Source organism: Gammaproteobacteria bacterium, from assembly GCA_041395445.1.
GTDB lineage: Bacteria > Pseudomonadota > Gammaproteobacteria > Xanthomonadales > Marinicellaceae > NORP309.
Genome location: JAWLAO010000006.1, coordinates 93900 through 114070 on the forward strand (window position 1 = coordinate 93900; position 20171 = coordinate 114070).

The window sequence follows — 20171 nt, forward strand, 5'->3', positions numbered from 1 at the left end:
TGCATTTCATGGTAAATAAAAAAATTATGAAATTACACAATTTAAAACACCCAGAGCAAAAAGTTAATTTTAAGCAAGCTGTTATTGAAGGAATTGGCAAAGACAGGGGTTTGTTTTTTGTCGATAATTTCAAACCAATGTCAAATATTGATGAATTGCTGGAGATGGATTTTGTCACTCGTAGCAGCCATATTCTTCATCATTTAATTGATGGGGAATTGCCATTGGAGCAAGTTTCGCAAATGGTTGAGCGTGCATTTAATTTTGAAGTTCCGATTGTCAAAGTTGAAAATAATGTGGCAGGACTGGAATTGTTTCACGGACAAACTCTAGCGTTTAAGGATTTTGGCGCAAGGTTTATGGCTCAATGCATCGCTGCATTTAATGATAAAAATCATGTCACCATTCTAACAGCGACATCCGGGGATACCGGAGCAGCAGTCGCTCATGCTTTTTATAACATTGACGGAATCAAGGTTAAAATTCTTTATCCCAAAGGCAAAATTTCAAACTTACAGGAAAAATTATTTTGTACTTTGGGAAAGAATATCGAAACCTATGCTATTGAAGGAGATTTCGATGATTGTCAGAGAATGGTCAAAGCCGCTTTTGATTCGGATGAAATTCGCCAGAAACACAATCTGACTTCGGCTAACTCAATCAACATCAGTCGTTTGTTAGCTCAGGTTTGTTACTATTTTGAAATTGCATCCCAATGCAAAGACAAAGAACTGGTGGTTTCCGTTCCCAGCGGTAACTTTGGGAATCTCACCGCCGGATTGATTGCGAAAACAATTGGAGCACCAATCAAACGCTTTGTGGCTGCGACCAATTCCAATGACACCGTTCCGCGATTTTTAATCAATAAAGTCTGGCAACCGAATAAAACAGTCGAAACCGCATCTAATGCCATGGATGTCAGTGACCCGAGCAATTGGCCACGAATTATATCATTGTTTAATGACAACTTGGAAGATTTGAAGTCAGTGATTACCGCTTCTATCAAAACTGATGAACAAACTTTCCAAGCGATGAGACAATTGCAACAGCTGAATTATATTGCCGAACCACACACGGCGATTGCCTATGCAGGACTTGTTGATACTTTAAAAGATGGCGAATACGGCGTGTTTGTTTCAACTGCGCATCCGGCAAAATTTATTGAAACAGTGGAAGAGGTTTTGAGTATCAAATTGCCGGTTCCTGAAGCTCTTGAAAAGGTACGAAATTTACAGAATTTATCAGTAACCATGACCAATGATACAGGTAAATTCAATCAAATGTTGTTAGAATAAATAAGTTATTTTTTAAAATTATTAGAGGAAAATTATGAATAATGTCAGACAAATTCAAACTCACAATGGCGGGTTTCCGGTCAAGACAACGATATTAGTTGTTATTGTACTGTTGTTATTAATGTTCGGAACAAAACTTTACAAAACTGTTCCTGTAGGTCATGTTGCAGTTGCTACACTGTTCGGAAAAATAGTTGATGAAAGCTATCCAGAAGGATTGCATTTTCCAGTCAATCCACTTTTCGAGTGGCATGAATTTGATGTTAGGGAAAAGACTCATTTGGAGAAAGCTCAGGTCCCCTCGCAGGACCAATTACAAACAAACATTGATGTCAGTATTCAATACAGACTAAATGGTGCTGAAGCGGCTCATATGTTACAATCCACTGGTGGCATGCAGCAGTTATTGGATGTACAATTAATTCCGAAATTACGTTCTTTATTGAGAGAACAGGGTAAAACTATCAAAAGAGCAGAAGATTTCTTTTTGGAAGAAACTCAGGATAAATTGCAAACCACAATTCTATCCGGTTTACAGGAGTATCTCGAGCCGAAAGGTGTAAAGGTTTCTGCTGTTTTGATTCGAGACATCACATTGCCGGCGTTTATTTCTAAAGCCATTGAAGCGAAAAAAGAACGGGAACAAGCCGTTGAAAAACAAAAAGCGGAATTGGAAAGATTTAAAACTGAACAACAACAAGTGGTCGCACAAGCCGAAGCTCAACGCCGGGCTGCCGAAGAGTTGGCACAACAGAAAAGAGTTTTGGCAGATGCCCAAGCCTATGAGATTGAAAAAATCAATCAGGCCATTGGTAGTAACCCAAGTTATATCAAGTTGCAATCTTTGGAAGCTCTGAAGAGCATCTCCAAAGATCCGGCATCGAAAGTTTATTTTATCGACAGTAATTCGTCGCAGCCGTTGCCGTTGATGCATTTGTCTGATAAATAAACTTTGAGAGATATATTTTGATAAATACGGCGTTATTATCCTCCTCGAATGGTCGCATATGTGATATATGCTCACATTCTGCGGGGGATAATGCCTTGTCTTTAACAAAATCTTTCGTCTCAAAATAACTCAAAACATGCCCCAAACTCTCAACCGTTGGGGAACTCTGTCATACTGAGCGAAGTGTGCACAGCACACGAAGTCGAATGTATCTCAAAAATTCGTCATGCCGTTATTTCAGCACCCTTCTTTTCGTTACTTTTGCTTGTGCGAAAAGTAACACAAAACACACCCCAAACTCTCAACCTACGGTTTCCCTCCATATTTATTCAAATTTGGCGTTTGCAAAAACTCACATTGCAAGCAATGCTCAGACACTTGCAAACGTATTTCCAAATTCTCAAAAATATCTCGGTGAGAGTAAAGGGGAATTATTGCTTCGTTTGGGGAATTTGTAATGTTTTCGGGCTTTGCGTTCGGGCGGGTTTCGGAATGCAAAGTTTCAGTTGATTACTAAAGTTCATTAGAAGGACAAAGCTCCAAGTTTGCACATCACCGCGCCTGACGCAAAAGCCCTTTATAGCCAGTTTTTTTAATATTTGGTTTCAAGTTTCTCAATTATATATTTTGTAAAGTCGCCCGATTTAGCCATATTTATTAAGTTCGCAGATGTATTTACTGTTTGAAACTCATTAATTGTATGTGTTAAAAAATCAAGGCTTTCATTGAATTTAGACTGGTCAAATGCTGTCAAGTTAAAAGTTGCCAGTTCATCAAAAGTTATATTGTTTATGCTTAAAGATAATTTTGAACTTATCCAAGCTAAGTGTAATTTGAAATTTGATGTCATTCCTTTTTTGGTTTGATCTGAAATGTTCAACCAATAGTCATTTGATTTTTTATTTATTAAACAACAATTTAGATAACCTTCATAATTTTTTGAAGGATCAAAAATTTGATTGTATGTTTTATCATCTTTTAAAAGTGAAGTAGGCTTCGCTCTGGCGGAATGTGGATCATTGAATACAATTGCTCGAATTGCTTGTGCAGTATATTGTATGCTAAATATTTTTGATGATGGCTTACCTTGGTTCTTATAATAATTTTTCCTTCTGTCATAAAAGTAGCCTTTGTTATAGAAGAATATTTCTAAGTTCCTTTGTGTTGATTCTGTTGCACGCAATAAAGTTGCAGATACTGGGTTTTGACTATTTGTTGATGCAATTATATTGTCTATCGTTTCTTTATTATTATTAATTATCACTTTGACTAAAACCGATCTTTCGTCCGTTGTGTCACCATTGTGACTATTGAAAATTGAATATGACGTTTGAAGCCCATTAACTATTTGAACATTTTCAATTGCTAATTTTTTTCCAACTTGGTTTGGTGATTCTGCAATTATTGTAATTCCATTATTTAACCACCAGAAATCTTTTTCTTCTATAGTTTCAATTGTAGATTTAATTTTTTTATTTACATCTACTTCCCCTTGAAAGTGTCGTATGTTGCTTTCGAATAAGTCGTCACGAATCTCTAAATTTTCAGACGTTAGGAAACTTTTATAATCTGCTAGTTTCACCATTCCAACATAACCAATTCCGAACTCCTTATAACTTGTCGAAAGTGGCTGTTCTTTAAAATCTAAAGTCAATCTATTCGTCTTATGTGCTTGATATAATTTTAGTAATTCTGAACAGCTATAATTTGAATATGTTATATTCTCATTAGAAAAAATTCTCTTTGTTAGTGTTTTTAACTGATCAACTTTACTGCTAAAAGCTCCATTAACTTCAATTTCAGTTGCATTGCATGCATAAATGAAGTCAATATAAATTTTACCACCACTTATTGCAGTTTTTTGCCAAACCTGGTTGACTAATAAAGCCAGTGTTACCAAATCTGCATTAAATCTTGTCAACAAGGCTGTTTCATTTTTTTCTAAATCGAACAATTCCGGTAAAGTTGTAATTAACTTGTCTAATGGAGCTTCCTTAAAGGAGTTCTCCTTTTTACATTGCGAGATAATAAATCGACTGTTGGTTTTATTTGAAAATGTGTATTCAGACAATTCATCAATTGACTCAATTACTTCATCATCGATTAGGACAAGTATTGAATCAATTCCTCCATCATTTCCACCGTCAACAATTGAGTTTAATATGTTTTCATAACTCAAGTCGTAAACTTTTGTCGTTTGAGTCAAACTAAATAATTCAAATATTTCGCTATCTTTTAAATCAATTTCATTAGCAGTTTGGAATTGGGTTAAACAGCCTTCTAGTATAATTCTATTATTACTCATTTGTTGTGTTGTTTTTCGTTTTAAAATTTGCCATAAACCGAAATATACGTAACTCCGTATATCAGGATTTATAAATATGCATATATTGCGAAATTTAGAAGAATATACGCCGTGTTTCCCTAACCAGACTTTGTGAATTGAAATTTGAAAGCGTGGTTGGGATTTATCTTTATTTTAGTATGAGTTTGAGAAAAAGGCTATAGAAATTTTATTCTTGCTATGTACACTTCGTTTAATATGATGAGGTTTTACCGGATTTCCAATCAAGTTGGAAATGACAATCCTTTCCAGAAGAATTTTTACGCTCCTTTTGCACGAACAAAAGGAGTCAATAAAATATGTTAAACTATTTTCCTTCAAGACCTTTATGCCCTTCATGGTTTTTTCTTTTAACTTCCTGTAACATATCTGTTAAGTCTTTCAGGTAAAATAAACACATGAAAAAACTCTCTAATTTAAAAGTCCGTTTTGTCGGGGCAGGGAATATGGCGACCAGTTTGATTGGTGGTTTAATCAATCGTGGGTTTTTGCCGAGCCAAATTACTGCCAGTGATTCGGGTGGGCATCAACGGCAGGTTGTGACTGAAAAATTCGGAGTGAAGACTTTTAGTGATAATAACGAACATTTTGGCATTCCGGATGTGGTGGTTTTGGCGGTTAAACCACAAATTATGAAACAGGTGGCATTGGATGTCGCTGAAAGCGTGATTGAAACCGGTGCTTTGGTGATTTCGATTGCTGCCGGAATTAAAGTCGAGCATCTGGAGCAATGGATTTCAAAAGATATTCCAATTGTTCGATCCATGCCGAATACTCCGGCTTTGATTGGAGAGGGAGCCACCGGACTTTTTGCGAATGCGAATGTTAATCGTGAGCAAAAACATCTCACTGAAGCGATTCTGGACTCGGTTGGGATTTCGCATTGGGTCGATGAAGAGTACAAAATTGATGTGGTCACTGCGTTATCGGGAAGCGGTCCGGCTTACTTCTTTTTGTTTATGGAGTACTTGCAGAAAACCGCAGTTGAGTTGGGTTTGAGTGAAGAAGTCGCTGCCAAACTCACCGAACAAACGGCTCTGGGTTCTGCGATACTGGCGCAGAGATCGCAGGATGATATTACGGTTTTACGTCAGAAAGTCACTTCACCCAATGGTACAACTGAGGCAGCTTTGAAATCTTTTCAAGCCAATGATTTTGCAAAAATCATCAATCAGGCAGTTAAAGCTGCCAATCACAGATCACAAGAGTTATCGGAGGATTTTTGCTGATGAATGTCCATTTGGCGATTTATGATACCAAAAGCTCCGGAATTGCCAGCGCAGCATTGGAGTTGAAACCCGAAAAGGTTATCTTGCTTCACGGTAAGAGACATGATGTGGAAGGTATTAAGTCGGTTCTAAACTCTCGTGGAATTGTTTGCAGAAGCCACATGGTTTCATTTGAACCGGAGCAAATTCGTACGGTTATTCAGCATATTTTTGATGAAAACAAGGACAGCAATCTGGTTTTTAACGCCAGTTGTGGTTACCGAATTATGGTTCTGGTGGCGTTGCAGATGTTTATGGACAATGGCATGGAATCATTTGTGGTGGATAAATTCACCAACACTTTGCACTGGCTTTCTCCAAATGACCGAGATGCAATTGGCTTGGGGAGTCGATTAAAAATCAGTGAATTTCTGAAATTATTTTCCACACAGATTTTATCCAAAGGTTCTAATTTTGTTGAAAATCATGGCAGGCAGGAACTGACACACTGGCTGATTGAAAAGATTGATCATTTTGGCTCTGCTTTAGCATCGTTAAACCATATCGCCATGCGTGCTGACCTCAGTCTTGAGTTTCACTTTGATAAGGGTTATTCCCGTAAGTCGAATTTAATGGAAATGCTCTCTCGGTTTCAGGAACAGGATTTATTGAAAGTGTTTCATAACAAGGTTGTGTTTAAGGATGAAGCCAGTCGTTTTTATGCCAATGGCGGATGGTTGGAGGACCATGTTTTTATGTTGCTCCATGAAATTCAAAAGAACAGAAGCAACATCAGTGATATCGCCAAAGGATTGGAAGTGGTGCGCGCCAAAGGAACGGTTAAGAATGAAATCGATGTGATTGCAATGGCAAACAATCGTTTGCATATTATCGAATGTAAAACCCGTCGTTTTACCAAACGCAACAATGACAACACTCCGGGTTCTGAAGCCGTTTACCGACTTGATTCTCTGAAAGAATCGTTGGGTGGTAGTTCGGGCAAAGCGATGCTTGTCAGTTACCAGAAACTCAGTCGCTATACTTTGGAGCGAGCTCAGGATATGGGTGTTTATTGCTGTTCACACAATCAGCTGAAAAACTTGAAAGAACACCTTTATCGTTTTATTGACTCCGAGGACTGATTACAATTCAGACAGAATTTTATGCAATTTTTCCGGTAGCTCTGCGGAAACGATAATTTTTTCATCATTATCTGTAAATTCAATGCTGGATGCATGCAGGAATAATCTTTTTAAACCCAGCTTTCTTAGTTTTTGATTGAATTTTTCATCGCCATAGCGGATATCTCCGGCCAATGGATGTTCCATTGCCGCAGCGTGAACACGAATTTGATGAGTGCGCCCGGTGACTAATTGACACTCCAGCAATGTGGATTTAATTTGTCTTTGATAAAATTCAGAAACTCTGAAAAGAGTTTTGGCATATTTTCCATCTTCACTGACAGTTACGGTTCTTTCACCGCCGGAGCGAGTAGTGACATCCAAGGGCAATTCCACTTCAAAGTTGTTTTTAATCACACCTTTAACCAATGCCAGATATTTTTTTGTAATATTGTTATCCTTAGATTGCTGATTAAAATCATTTAACGCCTGACGATTTTTTGCCAGCACCACACATCCCGAAGTTTCACGATCCAAACGGTGAGCCAGTTGAATTTCAGTCTCAGGAAAAAGCTCTTTGCAAACTTCAATCAGCCCCACTTTGACACCGGTTCCGGAATGCACAGCAAGGCCGCTGGGCTTGTTGACAACAAGAAAATTATTGTTGGAAAAAATGATGGAGTCTCTGACAGCTTTAAGCAGATTTTCACTGATGAAAAGTTCCTGATTTTCTCCTAAAACGAATGGTGGTACTCGCACCAAATCACCGACTGTTAATCTGGTTGTTGGTTTGCTGCGTTTGCCGTTGATTCTGATTTGACCTTTACGAAGTAATTTGTAAATATTTGATTTGCTTAAATCTTTTAAAGTTTTTAATAAAAAATTATCAATCCGCTGACCATCTGTGTCTGAATTGATTTCAAAGATATTGTTTTCCGTTTTATGTTGCATAAAAGCAATATTTAATTTGTAATGAAATGTTGAGAAATGTTATCATTCCAAGCGCTTGATGAATAGAAATATCAGCAAAAGATTAAAAAAGAATTATACGGGAATTTTCACAACAAGTTCGAGAGTTCCAAACACTCCGGATGAGTGATTTCGATAAAATATTTAAACTTTCAAGACAGGATGTCATCAACCCAAAGACACAGGTTGGCAGGATAAAACCCCATGCAGTGCAAAGTGAGAAAGTTTATGTGTTTTAAAATACGGAAACACTTTGGAATCCGGTTTTTTAAAATTGCAAACACACAAAATAATACCAAACAGATAGAATAGATGCTGTTGGTCATTGGAAAAAAAGAATATAAAAAGCTATTTTGGAAATGCTGGAAAAATTTAAAAAGCCTCATAAATCTTAAATATAACTGGATTTTGGAATTTGTGGTGGCATTAGAATGGACGTATTTAAATAACCAAAATAAAAGAAAATATTGAGAAGTTCCAAGTTCCTGTGTGTTGCTTAATTACAGGAATTTACAATGAAAAGAATGCTTATCAATGCAACACACTCGGAAGAGATTCGTGTTGCCCTTGCCGATGGACAAAAACTCTTCAATCTTGACATAGACATCCCCGGTCAGGACAGAAAGAAAGGAAATATTTATAAAGGAATCATCACTCGGGTTGAACCCAGCCTTGAAGCCGCCTTTGTTAATTATGGTTCTGAAAGACACGGTTTTTTACCATTCAAAGAAATCAGCCGTAATTACTATACTGCAGAAACTAAAAACTCAAAAGACAGACCTTCGATTGCAGATGCCGTCAAAGAAGGCACTGAAGTCATTATTCAGGTTAATAAGGAAGAACGTGGAAACAAAGGAGCTGCTTTAAGTACCTATATCAGCCTTGCCGGTCGTTATCTTGTTTATATGCCGGAGAATCCAAAATCCGGCGGAATTTCCCGAAGAATTGAAGGTAAATCCCGAGCCGATTTAAAGAGTACTCTCAGTCAAATTAACCAGCCAAAAAACTCCGGAGTGATTGTTCGTACAGCTGGGATTGGCAGATCTGTTGAAGAGTTGGATTGGGATTTGAATTATCTGGATCAGGTGTGGACAGCAATTAAAACAATGGCTGCCAGTCGTCCGGCACCATTCTTTATTTATCAGGAAAGTGATATTTTTATTCGCGCATTGCGTGATTATCTGCGTCCGGATGTGGGTGAAATTCTGATTGACGATAAAGAAATCTATGAAAAAGCCAGAGATTTTATGCAACAAGTTATGCCTCATAACTTGAAAAAGTTATCGTATTATAATGACACAACACCGTTATTCTCACGTTATCAGATTGAAGGTCAAATTCAGTCTGCCTTTGCTCGTGAGGTGAGATTGCCATCCGGTGGCTCACTTGTGATTGATCACACCGAAGCAATGATTTCTATTGATATCAACTCTGCAAAAGCCACTCGTGGAGCGGATATTGAAGAAACAGCAACAATGACAAATCTGGAAGCTGCGGATGAAATTGCCAGACAATTGCGAATTCGAGACCTTGGCGGTTTGGTTGTTATTGACTTCATTGACATGAGAGATCACAAAAACCAGCGTTTGGTTGAGGAAAAACTGAACGAAGCGGTTGAAAATGATCGTGCAAGAGTTCAAGTTGGTAAAATTTCCCGATTCGGACTTTTGGAAATGTCACGTCAACGATTGAGGTCATCCATTAATGAGTCCAGTCAATTTGTTTGCCCGAGATGTTCAGGACATGGTTTCATTCGTAATATTGAGTCGCTGTCAGTTTCAATTCTAAGAATTGTAGAAGAAGAAGCTCAAAAACCGGAAACTGGAAAAGTCATTGCACAAGTACCTTCCAAGGTTGCAAACTTTATCATCAACGAAAAACGCACAGAACTTTTTGAGTTAGAGAAAAGACACAAAGTTCCTTTATTGATTGTTGCAAACGAATATTACCAAACCCCACATTTTGATGTGACACGATTGAAAAAATCCGAAGCCGGAAAAGTGGATATTAATAATCTTAAGTTGAACAAGCCTGAGAATGAAGAGGGTGCTGAAAGCAAATCAATGCAAGCTGTTGACAAAGTGGTCTCTAAAGCGGCTGTCGGCGTTTTAATTCCTGAAGCCCAAGCTCCTAAACCAAAAAATGGCTTTGTAAAGTGGTTGAAATCTTTATTTTCAAAAGATAACTCAAAAAACAAAAAGAAAAAACCATATCAAAAAGATAATAAAAACAGGAATTCCAAGCCGAAAAATAGAAAAGCTCCCCAGAATCGTAAACCGGCTACCACTCCAAATAACAATCAAAACACTCATCAAAACAATAAACCTAAAGGTGGAAGAAGAACTCCTTACAACAATGGAAATCGTAAGGATACAAAAACCAATAAGCCAAATACACAAGCAGATGCTCAGAATAAGGCTGAGAATAACAAGTCACCTGCTAACAAGAGGAAACCAAAACCGGCTCAAAAACCCAATGTGAAACAGCAAGATGTTCAGCAACAAACTTCTGAGCCAGCAGTATCCACAAAAGCGACTGAGCAAATCATGAAAAGACCTCTTGGTAGCGTGGCATCCTATGCAGCTCAAAAACAACAAGAGACTCAAAGTTCAAATTCTCAAAATGCGAATAAAGTGGATGTGGAGAATACAAATCCTTCCGTAAAAACTACTGACAAAATCGATCAAAGTTCACAACAAACGAGTCAATCTAAAGATCAAAAACAAAAGTCCACAAAACCAAATAGAAGAAATAAACCGACTAATACTCAAGCTGGCAAAACAGATAATCAGTCGGCAGCACCAAAAACTCAGACAGAGGAGACCAAGGTTGTAAATTCAGAAAAAGCAATGCCAAAACAAAATAATGAGCAAAGCAATACTACTGATAAGCCAATGACTGATAACTCTGGTCAAAAAGCGAGTGATAATCAAAAAGTCGGTCCTGAAAAAACTTTAGAAGTAAATAATCAGCAACCAGTCGAAAAAACAACTAAGAAAACGACAAAGAAAACAGCAAAGAAGAAAACCAGTAAAAAGGTTTCCAATAAAAAAGCTGAAAACACGAAGTCCTCGACTGAAGTTAAGAAGGACGAAAGCAAACCCGTAGAAAAAAATGAAACAACTGCAAAGCCCAATACTTCCAAAGAGGAAAAGCAAACTCAGGAAATCAAAAAACCAAAACCTGTGAAGAAAGTTGCTGACCCAACCAGCGGGATTAATTTCGATATATAGAAGCACTTGAATTTATTCGCACGACCCCAACTTAATTATTTCAATTCAAGTTGGGGTTTTTTATGCGCTATCAGAAAACAAAAGAGGCTTTAGCAAAACTTTCTCCTGTACAATATCGTGTCACTCAGGAAGACGCAACCGAACATCCTTGGACAGGGGAGTATGTTTCAAACAAAGAAGTTGGGATTTATGTCGATATTGTTTCCGGTGAGCCTTTATTTGCTTCAGCAGATAAATTTGAATCCGGTTGTGGCTGGCCGAGTTTCAGTCGGCCAATTATCACTGATAATGTGATTGAGAAAAAGGACTCCAGTCACGGAATGATTCGGACTGAGGTCAGAAGTCAATATGCAGACAGTCATTTGGGACATGTTTTTGACGATGGACCGGAAGAACTCGGTGGCTTGAGGTATTGTATCAATTCGGCTTCATTGCGTTTTATCCCAAAGGATGAAATGGAAGCTGAGGGTTATGGTGAATTTTTAGATTTGATTGAGGAATCAAAATGAATCAGCAAAGAGCAGTTTTAGCAGGTGGTTGTTTTTGGGGAATGCAGGAACTCATTAGAAGTTTTCCGGGTGTTTTATCAACCAGAGTCGGATATTCCGGAGGTGATGTTGTTAACGCGACATATAAAAACCATGGAAGCCATGCAGAGAGTATCGAAATATTATTTGATGCTGATGTCATCAGCTATCGCAAGATACTCGAGTTTTTCTTCCAAATTCATGATCCGACAACATCCGATCGTCAGGGAAATGATCTTGGAAGCTCTTATCGTTCAGCGATTTTTTACGAAAACGATGAACAAAAATCAATTGCATTGGACACCATAGCCGATGTAGATGCCAGTGGTCTCTGGCCTGGAAAAGTTGTCACAGAAGTTGAATCTGTTGGTGATTTCTGGGAAGCAGAACCGGAACATCAGGATTATTTACAAAGATTCCCTGAGGGTTATACATGCCACTTTATCCGACCGGATTGGGTGTTGCCCAAACGCAATCAAGACTAGTTTTAGTTTAAACTATTTGAAAGCAGTTTTTGCAAACGAGCTTCTTCTTTGTCTCCCCAGATAGAAGAAGCTTTTTGTTTTGCCGACTTTGCGAGTTCAATTGATTGATTGACTTGCCCATTAGCGTTCATGATTTCGGCCTCGAATAAATCAATCTGCCACCAATCCAGATTCATAATTTTTAATTCATTTAGAGTGTCAGAGGCTTCCGAGAGTTGATCGTTTTGTATATGTTGTTGTCCAATCTTTAGTAAAATATTTGCCGAAGCAGCATCATTCCCCATCGCTCTGGATAATCTTAACCTTTGTTTGTAGGATTCTTGTAATTCCAGTGTTGATCCATAAGACTCCAGATAAAAATTCTCTAAATCCAGCCAGTACATACGCATACGGCTGTCTTCACCGGACTTAAGGTAGGAAAATTCATCAAGCCAAACTTTGATAATATCTTTATCTCCTAGCTTTTGTTTACATTTCATCTGCACCATATCTATACTGCGACTGTTAAAATCATCGGGAAGTTTTGCAATTTTATCAAAAGTTGTTTGATAATCATTCTTTAGGAAATCAATATAAATTCCCAGTTTGGTCATTTCAAAATTTCTGGAATTGATTTTTGTTTCGGCAATATATTGTTGTAACTCACCATATACGCGTTCCAGAGCCGGGATATCTTCAGTCTCCAAATAGACGTCAGTCATGCTTAATTTGCTATCAATAATTCCGATACCATCATTGAGCTTTAGTTTGAACTCCAGTGATTCATTGAGTCTCTCAAGAGCTTCAGAATAACGTCCTTTTTTTGCCAGTAACATGGCATGTGCATTCATAACACTTGTGGCTTCTCTGTATTCTTGATTTTTATTGAATTGTTCATAAGCCTGACTAAACAGACTAATCGCTTTATCGGTATTTTGTAACCCTCTTTCAATTTGTCCAAGAAGATAGATTGCAGTTGGGTCATCAGTGTTATTATGTTTTCTGGATATAGTTAATGCCTCGGTTACCCACTTGCGCGCATTATCATAATGACCTAGGTTTTTTTCAACGATTCCCATATTAAGAGATGTTTTAATTAGAAACTTATGGTTGTTCAATTTTTTAGCAAGCTCATAACTTTTCAAATAGTAATGAGTGGCTTCATTGAACTCTCTCTGACGGAAATAGGCAACACCCAGAGAGTTATTGATTTCAAGTTCATTTGTAGGATCTTGAGGAAACTGGTCCAAGTTTTGTAATAAGTTCTGCAAATCGTCAATCGAGCCCTGATAATTGCTGAGTTTGCGTTTGACAATAGCTAATTCAATTTTCGCTGCAATCAGAGTCGGGTCTTGTTCGATTGCGAGCTCAAAGTATTTTTCGGCTTTATCAGCATATCCCTGAATTTGGTAAGACATTCCTCGTGAATAAAGCTCATTGGTAAAATCGTCTTCTGAAACGACATTTTCAATAGCGGTGGTGACTTGACCGGGTAATAATTGAGTGATTTGTTTCGCCATTTTTTGTGCTAAACCGCTGGGATTATCGCCTTCTATTTTGACTTCGGAGTAAACCCCTTTTGGATGATAAACGCTGTATCTGAGTACATAAAGTTTTTCATTATGTTGAGTCAGTACAGAACTGATGATGTAATCTGCATTAAATCGTTGTTTCAGTTTTAATAATTGCTCTTGAGAAATTGGGAATGTATCGGATTCCAGAATTTCTGTAGATTTTGCACTTTCCGAATCCGCCAGAAGACTGATATGAGTGCCTGACTCAATAACTTTGCTTGCCAAAGACATAAGACCTAGAGAGACCCAAGAATAAGACTCATCTTCAATTTTATTGGAAACCGGAAGAACCATAAGTCTATGATGAGATATTTCTTCAGGGGTTTCCTGATTCAGATAAACAAGCCCGATTCCGATAAACGACAATAATGTCAGAATTAATAGTGTGGTTTTAACAGAAATACTCCTGAACAAAGATGTTTGAACTTCATCAATATTTGTTTTTGAAGTTGTTTTAGATTCAGGTTCTTTTTCGATGACTGTTATGTCAGCGATAAACTTATATCCATGTCCGTGGATTGTTTGAATGTAGTTCTGTGGGTTCGATTCATCATTGAGTGCTTTGCGGGCTTTCATCACCGCTCTTGTGATCGCGGTTTCTGAAACCTCCACATTAGGCCAGATGGCATCCTGAAGTTCATCCTTGCTGATAGCCTTATTGGCATTCTCAATGAAGAAAATTATGACCTCATAGACCTTAGGTTCTATGACTAAAAGCTCTTTATTGAGATAAATTTCGCGTAAAGTTGTATTTATTTGAAAATTGTCAATTTTATAACTCATTGATTTTAAATGTTATTATTCTTCGTCATAAAACCGTCACAAAATCGTCAGTCAATCGTCAAGTATTCATTTGGCGAAACTGGAAAATGTGTCCCCAGGTTCAGCGAAAAAGTATCGCTGAGAAATAAATCTTATCACAACAAGGGGTAAATAAAATGAAAAAATTAACAATATTTATATACGGTATCTTATCTTATGTCATGTTCTTAGGCGTGTGTGTCTGGGGAATCGGTTTTATCGGTAATATAAAAGTCAGTAACTCACTGGATGCACTTCCAAACATTCCTTTTAGTCAGGCTTTGATGATCAATCTGGGATTGTTGGCATTATTCGCCATTCAACATAGTGTAATGGCAAGACCTGCTTTCAAAAAGTGGTTCACTAAATATATTCCAAATGCTGCTGAAAGACCAACTTATGTATTTTTGTCGAATGTGGCGATGGTCGCTATTTTCTGGTTTTGGGAGCCTATGGGCGGAGTGATTTGGAGCACAGAAAGTGAGTTTATCAAAAACAGTGTTTTGACATTCTATATGTTCGGTTGGGCTTTAGTTGTTATCGCGACATTCTTAATCGACCACTTTCATCTTTTTGGCTTGAAACAAATTTGGTGTGAGCTAAAAGGTCAAAAACTTCCTCCTGCAAAATTTGTAATGCCTTCGCTGTACAAAAGAGTCAGACATCCATTGTATGTTGGTTGGTTGATTGTGTTCTGGGCGACTCCGATTATGACAGTTTCTCATCTGGTATTTGCATTGATGTGTACGGCTTATATTTTGGTTGCAGTGCAATTTGAAGAAAAAGATTTGGAAGCTGAATTTGGCGAAAAATACAGACAGTACAAAGAGGCTGTGCCAATGATTATTCCTGCTTTAAAAGCAAGGAAGCTCACTGAAAAAGAATTGGTTTCAAAATCTTAAATATCAAAATTCTAAAAGGAGAATAACATGAAAAAAGTATTTACATTTATCGGTTTAATGTTGGCATCTGTTCATAGTTTGGCTGTTCCGGTTACTTTAGGAAACGACGCAAATTGCACTTACAACATCGCAAATACTAGCATTCAAAATTTGGTTGATGGTTTTGCCGGTGAAATTCGTGTAACCAAACAGATTGAAATTGTTGAGAATATTCAGATTGACAGGAGCATTCTTATTCAAGGAGGATATGAAAATTGTAATGATGCTCAGTTAGGTATTAAAAATGGTGTTACAACAATTAACGGCAACAATCAGGCTCCGGTAATAAGTATTTCTGATGGGAATGACCTTATAACAGTTATTATTGACAGCTTGAAGTTAAAAAATGGTGTTGGACTTGGTAGTCAACAAGGTGGAGGTATTTCGGTTAGAGAAACTAACAATAATGGTATAAAAATTGTTCTCAGAAGAAGTATTGTGAGTAATAATAATGGAAATTTTGGAGGTGGAGTTTTTCTCTATGGTCCCAGTGTTTCTCTAAGTCTCGAAGAATCAAAGATTTTGTCTAATGAAGCAGTTTACAATGGTGGTGGTATCTATTGTCATCAAGGATTTGTAAGACTTAGCAAGGATAGTGGAATCATATTAAATAGTGCATATAATTCATCAAATTCATACGGTCTAGGTGGTGGATTGTATGCCGGATCAGGTTGCGAAGTGGAAATTCGATCAGGCACCAGTGGTTCTTTGTTCAATTTCAAAGGCATTGCAGGAAACTCATCCAGTAATCATGGAGGTGGAATCTATGCTCAAGGCGGATCTGTTGTTAAACTACAAAGCTACTTAATAGATGAATTTATTAACATTACAGAAAACTTTGCAGATTCCAACTTTAATGGGAGTGGTGAAGGTGGGGCCGCGTATCTAACTGGTGCTGGAACAAAGCTGGAAGTTTATGGTGGTTTGATAAAAGAGAATTCAGCGGTTCATGGTGGTGGAATATCTGTTAATAATGCAGCAGAACTAATTGTAGGCAAGTTCAACGGAAGTTGCTGGAATCAAAAAAACTGCAATCAGATTGTAGCCAATGAGGCAACTACAAATGGTGGATTTGGTGGAGCAATTTACTCTATAGGCGGAAATATTGATATTTCTTACACGGATATTTCAGACAACCGTGCTGATAATGGAGTGGTTTTATATGCTGATTTTGGTGCAGACATCAAAGTGAGAGCATCAATGGTACATGATAATGGTGCAGGAAATGCAGACGGTTGGGAAGATATCTACAACTTTAGTATTCACAATAGCGATTTCATTATGAATCATGTGACCTCTGCTTACAACGATGTAATAGGGTCTTCGCTTCGAATTGATGGTGGTAGCTATACTTTGGAAAATTCAATTATCTATGATCCTGATCCGGGCGTTACGGCTTCAATGACTGGCGTCACTGGGATTGAAAACTGTCTGGTTGTAAATTCAAGCGACGGTTTGAATCAATTTACTCAATCATTAGTTGCTTTTCCTAACTTTATTGATGTTGTCAACCGTGACTACCATGTGCGTGGACATTCAGAAGCAGCTGATTTGTGCCCAAGTACAGTAAACTCATTGGATCAGGATTTTGAAGGGCAGAATATATGGGATGATCCGAGTCAGGTTAACATATTCGGCTTCAGAGATGCCGGAGCCGATGAAACCTATCTTTCAGATACTATCTTTGCAAGCGGGTTTGATTGATAAATGATTGTTAACCATGAAGAGCATGAAGTTATTGAAGGATATTAATCATACAAATTACAAAAATCTCAGTTTATAAAAACTTTATGTACTTCATGTACTTTATGGTGAAATCTAACTTTGTGGTTTTAACAAAAGCATTTGACCCACTAATCTGTTTTCTCTTTTTCAGGTTGGTGGGTTTTTGTTTGTACAATCCTCAATATAACAAGCAATAGATTGACGCTCTCAAATTTTAGCTTAGAATGATTCGATAACTATCTGTGTTATTTAGATGATTATCAATGTGTAAAGTAATAAAGGTTCTGTTATTTGGATATTTATCAATATCAATAGTGCAAGCAGATTCACTTAAAGTCCGTGACAGCCAAACTGGTGCATTGATTGATGCTGAAATTCTGATTCAATCAATTGATGCCAATGATTTAACTACTGAAGATTTAAGGAATATCAAACTTGGTAAAAAGCCATTGGCTGATATTTTAATACTCAATTCAGAAGTTATCTATACACAAAAAACTGCCGTTCAATTATCACCCGGTTCTGATTTTCGTCTGCTTACAGTCTCAGCTGATGGTTATAAAACTTTACAAACTTACATAAATGCAAACTCGAATGTTGTGCTTGAGCAAATAATGCTTGATCAATCAGTATATGAGCCGAAATCTAGAAATCTCTGTGAAGATTCAACTCTCTGTGGTTATATTTATGATAAAAATTCCGGTATGCCTCTGCGCAATGTGGCTATTAGTGTTAATAATGATTCAGATAAAACGGAAACTTATACAGATGATTATGGTTTGTTTTATTTTAGTGAAAAATTACCGGAAACTATTGAGATTTTAATACAACAGCAAGGTTATCAATCTCAATTATTGACAGAGGTTGGTACGGGTTCATCATTGCAAATGGTGATTGAACTCGATGCTGGAAGTGGCATTAAAAAAATAGATATGACACACCCTCTGAAAAAAGGTGGATTTAAAGATAGAAACTCTCAATGGGTTAGAGCAAAGCTTTCTCATCAACCAAGTGAATATAACTTACCCGTTATTCTTGAAAGATCATCCGGTGCGGTTTATCTTGAACCTCCGGCCAGTATTCGGGTGGGCTTTAGCAGTACAGGCGGAACTTGTTGCGGTTCCAATTGCTCAACCAGTCAGGTTTACTCGCTGGAAACTTATGTTCAGCGAGGTCTGGATAATGAGTGGATTTCATCGTGGGATTCCGACAGTTTAAAGGCTGGCAGTATTCCATATCGTTCTTACGGTGCATGGCATGTCATCAATGGCACTTATCCCGGATATGATATTTGTGCCGGACCTTGTTGTCAGGCATTCGGATATACCGGATATTCGTCCACTATGAATGCAGCTGCTGCTACCAATGGGATAATGCTCGATTTAAACGGAGAATTGGCTCGGTCTGAATATTCAGCCCAAAATAACAGTTGGGATGACCCCAATGACGGATTAAGTTGCACGAATGTGGATTTATCTTGTGGTAACGGATATGTTGGTTCTCCATCTGCCGGATGGCCTTGTTTATCCGATTCTTTATCCAGCAATCATGGTTGTTTTGGACATGGTCGGGGAATGTCGCAATGGGGAACTCAATATCAGGCTTTAAACGGTAGCAGTTTTGCGGATATTGTTGATTTTTACTATAATGCCAATAACAATCCCTCAGGCATGCGGAGTCAATTCGCCAGCACCCCGATTCGACTGAACTCCATTGCAATCAGTGGTTCTGTTATCAATCAAAATGAACTCTTGACGATTTATTTTAATATTTTTAACTCAAGTGATACCAACCAACCTTTCGGTCCGGTTTTGCTTGGTGCTAGTCTATATGACGGCGTTGCATATTTTTCAGATCTCGCCAATGATGTCAGTACTACTGTTAATCAAGCAGGTGTTTCGGTTCTGGACAGACCTTTTCAGTTAGATGCGAGCGTGTTACCTGGAATATATGATTTAATAACGGCTCTCTACTTGGATGTTGATGGCAATAATCAAATCTCATCTGCCGATTGGTTGTTGCAAGTATATACTCAAACTGGTGCTCTGGAAGTTTTGGAAGAAGGTGATTTGATTTTTAGAGATGGGTTCGAGTTATGAATTTAAGGAACACAGAGTTTCGCGGAGGAGACACGGAGAATCACGGAGGTAATCAAATTGTGGCAGAAATTGTATGTTTCAAAATAATTATTAAAACTCACACAATTTCTCTATTCCTTCCAGTAACCTCATATTCGGATGTGACATCAAGTTAGGTGAAATCGTCAGAATTCGATTGTTTTTAACGGCATTAATATCTTTCCATTTCTGCCATTGATTATCTTTTTTTAATGCTATATTGAGAATTACATCCGGATTTTTGTCGATGACTGATTCAATGTTAATTGGAGCTGATAACGGTTGCATTTCACTAAAAGTATTTTCATATCCGCATATCATTGCTGCTTCACTCAACCAGTGAGTGCCTGAAACAGTGTAAAGAGGTTGGTGATAAGTTTCGATAAAGATATTTCTTTGGGGCTTGAATTGGTTTTTGTGCTTGTTGATGACTGAATGAAAAAGATTGATATTTTGCTGAGCTATAGATTCAGTACCTGCAATTTTGGCAATTTGCTCAATGGTTCGCGGTATATCTGCTAACTTTTGGATTTCTATCTCTAACACATTTAAACCCAGAGATTTTAGTTTGTGAATCACACTGGCAGGATTTCCATCCTTCCAGACGAATACATAATCAGGTTTGAGTGAAATTATTTTTTCGTAATCAACTTTAAAAGCATCGCCGACACCTTCGATTATTTTTTCAGACTCAAGTTGAGTATATGACACGATTCCTACAAGTGAATCGAGTGCACCGGCAGATTCGGCAAGTTCCGCAAGGTGTGGAGCCAGAGCAATCATTCGGACGTTGGATCGAGTGTCAATAACATCACTTGTTTCAGAACAGGATGCCATAAAACTGATGAACAGTAATAAAGAAAGCCGGTACAGAACCGGCTTTGATTTTTTGTTTTTCAACAT

General features: G+C 37.7%; 14 protein-coding genes. 10 read left to right on the forward strand and 4 right to left on the reverse strand.

What is annotated here, in order from left to right; translation table 11 throughout:
- The first annotated feature begins 26 nt into the window (after positions 1-26).
- Together thrC and R3F25_10650 are read left to right on the forward strand one after the other, a co-directional pair.
- A complete protein-coding gene (gene thrC / locus R3F25_10645; protein ID MEZ5497262.1) occupies positions 27-1295 on the forward strand; it encodes a threonine synthase in 1269 nt (422 codons plus the stop codon).
- Positions 1296-1329: 34 nt separating this feature from the next.
- Positions 1330-2244 carry a prohibitin family protein gene (locus R3F25_10650; GenBank protein ID MEZ5497263.1) on the forward strand — a complete coding sequence of 305 codons (915 nt, stop codon included), beginning with the start codon at positions 1330-1332 and terminating at the stop codon, positions 2242-2244.
- Between the two features lie 592 nt (positions 2245-2836).
- Here R3F25_10650 and R3F25_10655 read toward each other — a convergent pair.
- A complete protein-coding gene (locus R3F25_10655) occupies positions 2837-4549 on the reverse strand; it encodes an AIPR family protein (protein ID MEZ5497264.1) in 1713 nt (570 codons plus the stop codon).
- A gap of 437 nt (positions 4550-4986) precedes the next feature.
- Between R3F25_10655 and proC the strand changes: the two genes are divergently transcribed.
- Positions 4987-5817: a pyrroline-5-carboxylate reductase gene (gene proC / locus R3F25_10660; protein ID MEZ5497265.1), complete on the forward strand. Its 831-nt coding sequence runs from the start codon at positions 4987-4989 to the stop codon at positions 5815-5817.
- The gene (locus R3F25_10665) at positions 5817-6938 is read left to right on the forward strand and encodes a DUF1887 family CARF protein (GenBank protein ID MEZ5497266.1); all 1122 of its coding nucleotides are present in this window, start codon (positions 5817-5819) and stop codon (positions 6936-6938) included. Before proC ends, R3F25_10665 begins: the two co-directional genes overlap by 1 nt.
- Here R3F25_10665 and R3F25_10670 read toward each other — a convergent pair whose 3' ends face one another.
- A complete protein-coding gene (locus R3F25_10670; GenBank protein ID MEZ5497267.1) occupies positions 6939-7868 on the reverse strand; it encodes an RluA family pseudouridine synthase in 930 nt (309 codons plus the stop codon).
- A 533-nt stretch (positions 7869-8401) separates the two neighbouring features.
- Here R3F25_10670 and R3F25_10675 point away from each other — a divergent pair.
- From R3F25_10675 to msrA, 3 genes are all read left to right on the forward strand, one after another.
- Positions 8402-11119: an Rne/Rng family ribonuclease gene (locus R3F25_10675; GenBank protein MEZ5497268.1), complete on the forward strand. Its 2718-nt coding sequence runs from the start codon at positions 8402-8404 to the stop codon at positions 11117-11119.
- Positions 11120-11181: 62 nt separating this feature from the next.
- Complete coding sequence (gene msrB / locus R3F25_10680) at positions 11182-11628, forward strand: peptide-methionine (R)-S-oxide reductase MsrB (GenBank protein ID MEZ5497269.1); 447 nt, start codon at positions 11182-11184, stop codon at positions 11626-11628.
- The gene (gene msrA / locus R3F25_10685; GenBank protein ID MEZ5497270.1) at positions 11625-12131 is read left to right on the forward strand and encodes a peptide-methionine (S)-S-oxide reductase MsrA; all 507 of its coding nucleotides are present in this window, start codon (positions 11625-11627) and stop codon (positions 12129-12131) included. The genes msrB and msrA overlap by 4 nt, the downstream gene beginning before the upstream one ends.
- A 2-nt stretch (positions 12132-12133) precedes the next feature.
- Here the strand turns inward: msrA and R3F25_10690 are convergent, their stop codons facing one another.
- The gene (locus R3F25_10690; protein MEZ5497271.1) at positions 12134-14467 is read right to left on the reverse strand and encodes a tetratricopeptide repeat protein; all 2334 of its coding nucleotides are present in this window, start codon (positions 14465-14467) and stop codon (positions 12134-12136) included.
- A 155-nt stretch (positions 14468-14622) separates the two neighbouring features.
- On the opposite strand from R3F25_10690, the gene R3F25_10695 reads away from it, so the two are divergent.
- The 3 genes from R3F25_10695 to R3F25_10705 all read left to right on the forward strand — a co-directional run bounded on the left by R3F25_10695 (position 14623) and on the right by R3F25_10705 (position 19250).
- Complete coding sequence (locus tag R3F25_10695) at positions 14623-15387, forward strand: isoprenylcysteine carboxylmethyltransferase family protein (protein MEZ5497272.1); 765 nt, start codon at positions 14623-14625, stop codon at positions 15385-15387.
- A 27-nt stretch (positions 15388-15414) separates the two neighbouring features.
- Positions 15415-17130 (forward strand): hypothetical protein, encoded by a 1716-nt coding sequence (locus tag R3F25_10700; protein MEZ5497273.1) that lies wholly within the window; start codon positions 15415-15417, stop codon positions 17128-17130.
- A 284-nt stretch (positions 17131-17414) separates the two neighbouring features.
- Complete coding sequence (locus R3F25_10705) at positions 17415-19250, forward strand: SpoIID/LytB domain-containing protein (protein MEZ5497274.1); 1836 nt, start codon at positions 17415-17417, stop codon at positions 19248-19250.
- A 90-nt stretch (positions 19251-19340) separates the two neighbouring features.
- Here R3F25_10705 and R3F25_10710 read toward each other — a convergent pair whose 3' ends face one another.
- Positions 19341-20171, reverse strand: a complete 831-nt coding sequence (locus tag R3F25_10710) for an ABC transporter substrate-binding protein (GenBank protein MEZ5497275.1) — start codon at positions 20169-20171, stop codon at positions 19341-19343.

Bases quoted from the DNA above. Each gene is read 5' to 3' on its own strand.
- thrC (MEZ5497262.1), top strand. From the start codon at position 27: ATGAAATTACACAATTTAAAACACCCAGAGCAAAAAGTTAATTTTAAG.
- R3F25_10650 (MEZ5497263.1), top strand. From the start codon at position 1,330: ATGAATAATGTCAGACAAATTCAAACTCACAATGGCGGGTTTCCGGTC.
- R3F25_10655 (MEZ5497264.1), bottom strand. From the start codon at position 4,549: ATGAGTAATAATAGAATTATACTAGAAGGCTGTTTAACCCAATTCCAA.
- proC (MEZ5497265.1), top strand. From the start codon at position 4,987: ATGAAAAAACTCTCTAATTTAAAAGTCCGTTTTGTCGGGGCAGGGAAT.
- R3F25_10665 (MEZ5497266.1), top strand. From the start codon at position 5,817: ATGAATGTCCATTTGGCGATTTATGATACCAAAAGCTCCGGAATTGCC.
- R3F25_10670 (MEZ5497267.1), bottom strand. From the start codon at position 7,868: ATGCAACATAAAACGGAAAACAATATCTTTGAAATCAATTCAGACACA.
- R3F25_10675 (MEZ5497268.1), top strand. From the start codon at position 8,402: ATGAAAAGAATGCTTATCAATGCAACACACTCGGAAGAGATTCGTGTT.
- msrB (MEZ5497269.1), top strand. From the start codon at position 11,182: ATGCGCTATCAGAAAACAAAAGAGGCTTTAGCAAAACTTTCTCCTGTA.
- msrA (MEZ5497270.1), top strand. From the start codon at position 11,625: ATGAATCAGCAAAGAGCAGTTTTAGCAGGTGGTTGTTTTTGGGGAATG.
- R3F25_10690 (MEZ5497271.1), bottom strand. From the start codon at position 14,467: ATGAGTTATAAAATTGACAATTTTCAAATAAATACAACTTTACGCGAA.
- R3F25_10695 (MEZ5497272.1), top strand. From the start codon at position 14,623: ATGAAAAAATTAACAATATTTATATACGGTATCTTATCTTATGTCATG.
- R3F25_10700 (MEZ5497273.1), top strand. From the start codon at position 15,415: ATGAAAAAAGTATTTACATTTATCGGTTTAATGTTGGCATCTGTTCAT.
- R3F25_10705 (MEZ5497274.1), top strand. From the start codon at position 17,415: ATGTGTAAAGTAATAAAGGTTCTGTTATTTGGATATTTATCAATATCA.
- R3F25_10710 (MEZ5497275.1), bottom strand. From the start codon at position 20,171: ATGTTGAAAAACAAAAAATCAAAGCCGGTTCTGTACCGGCTTTCTTTA.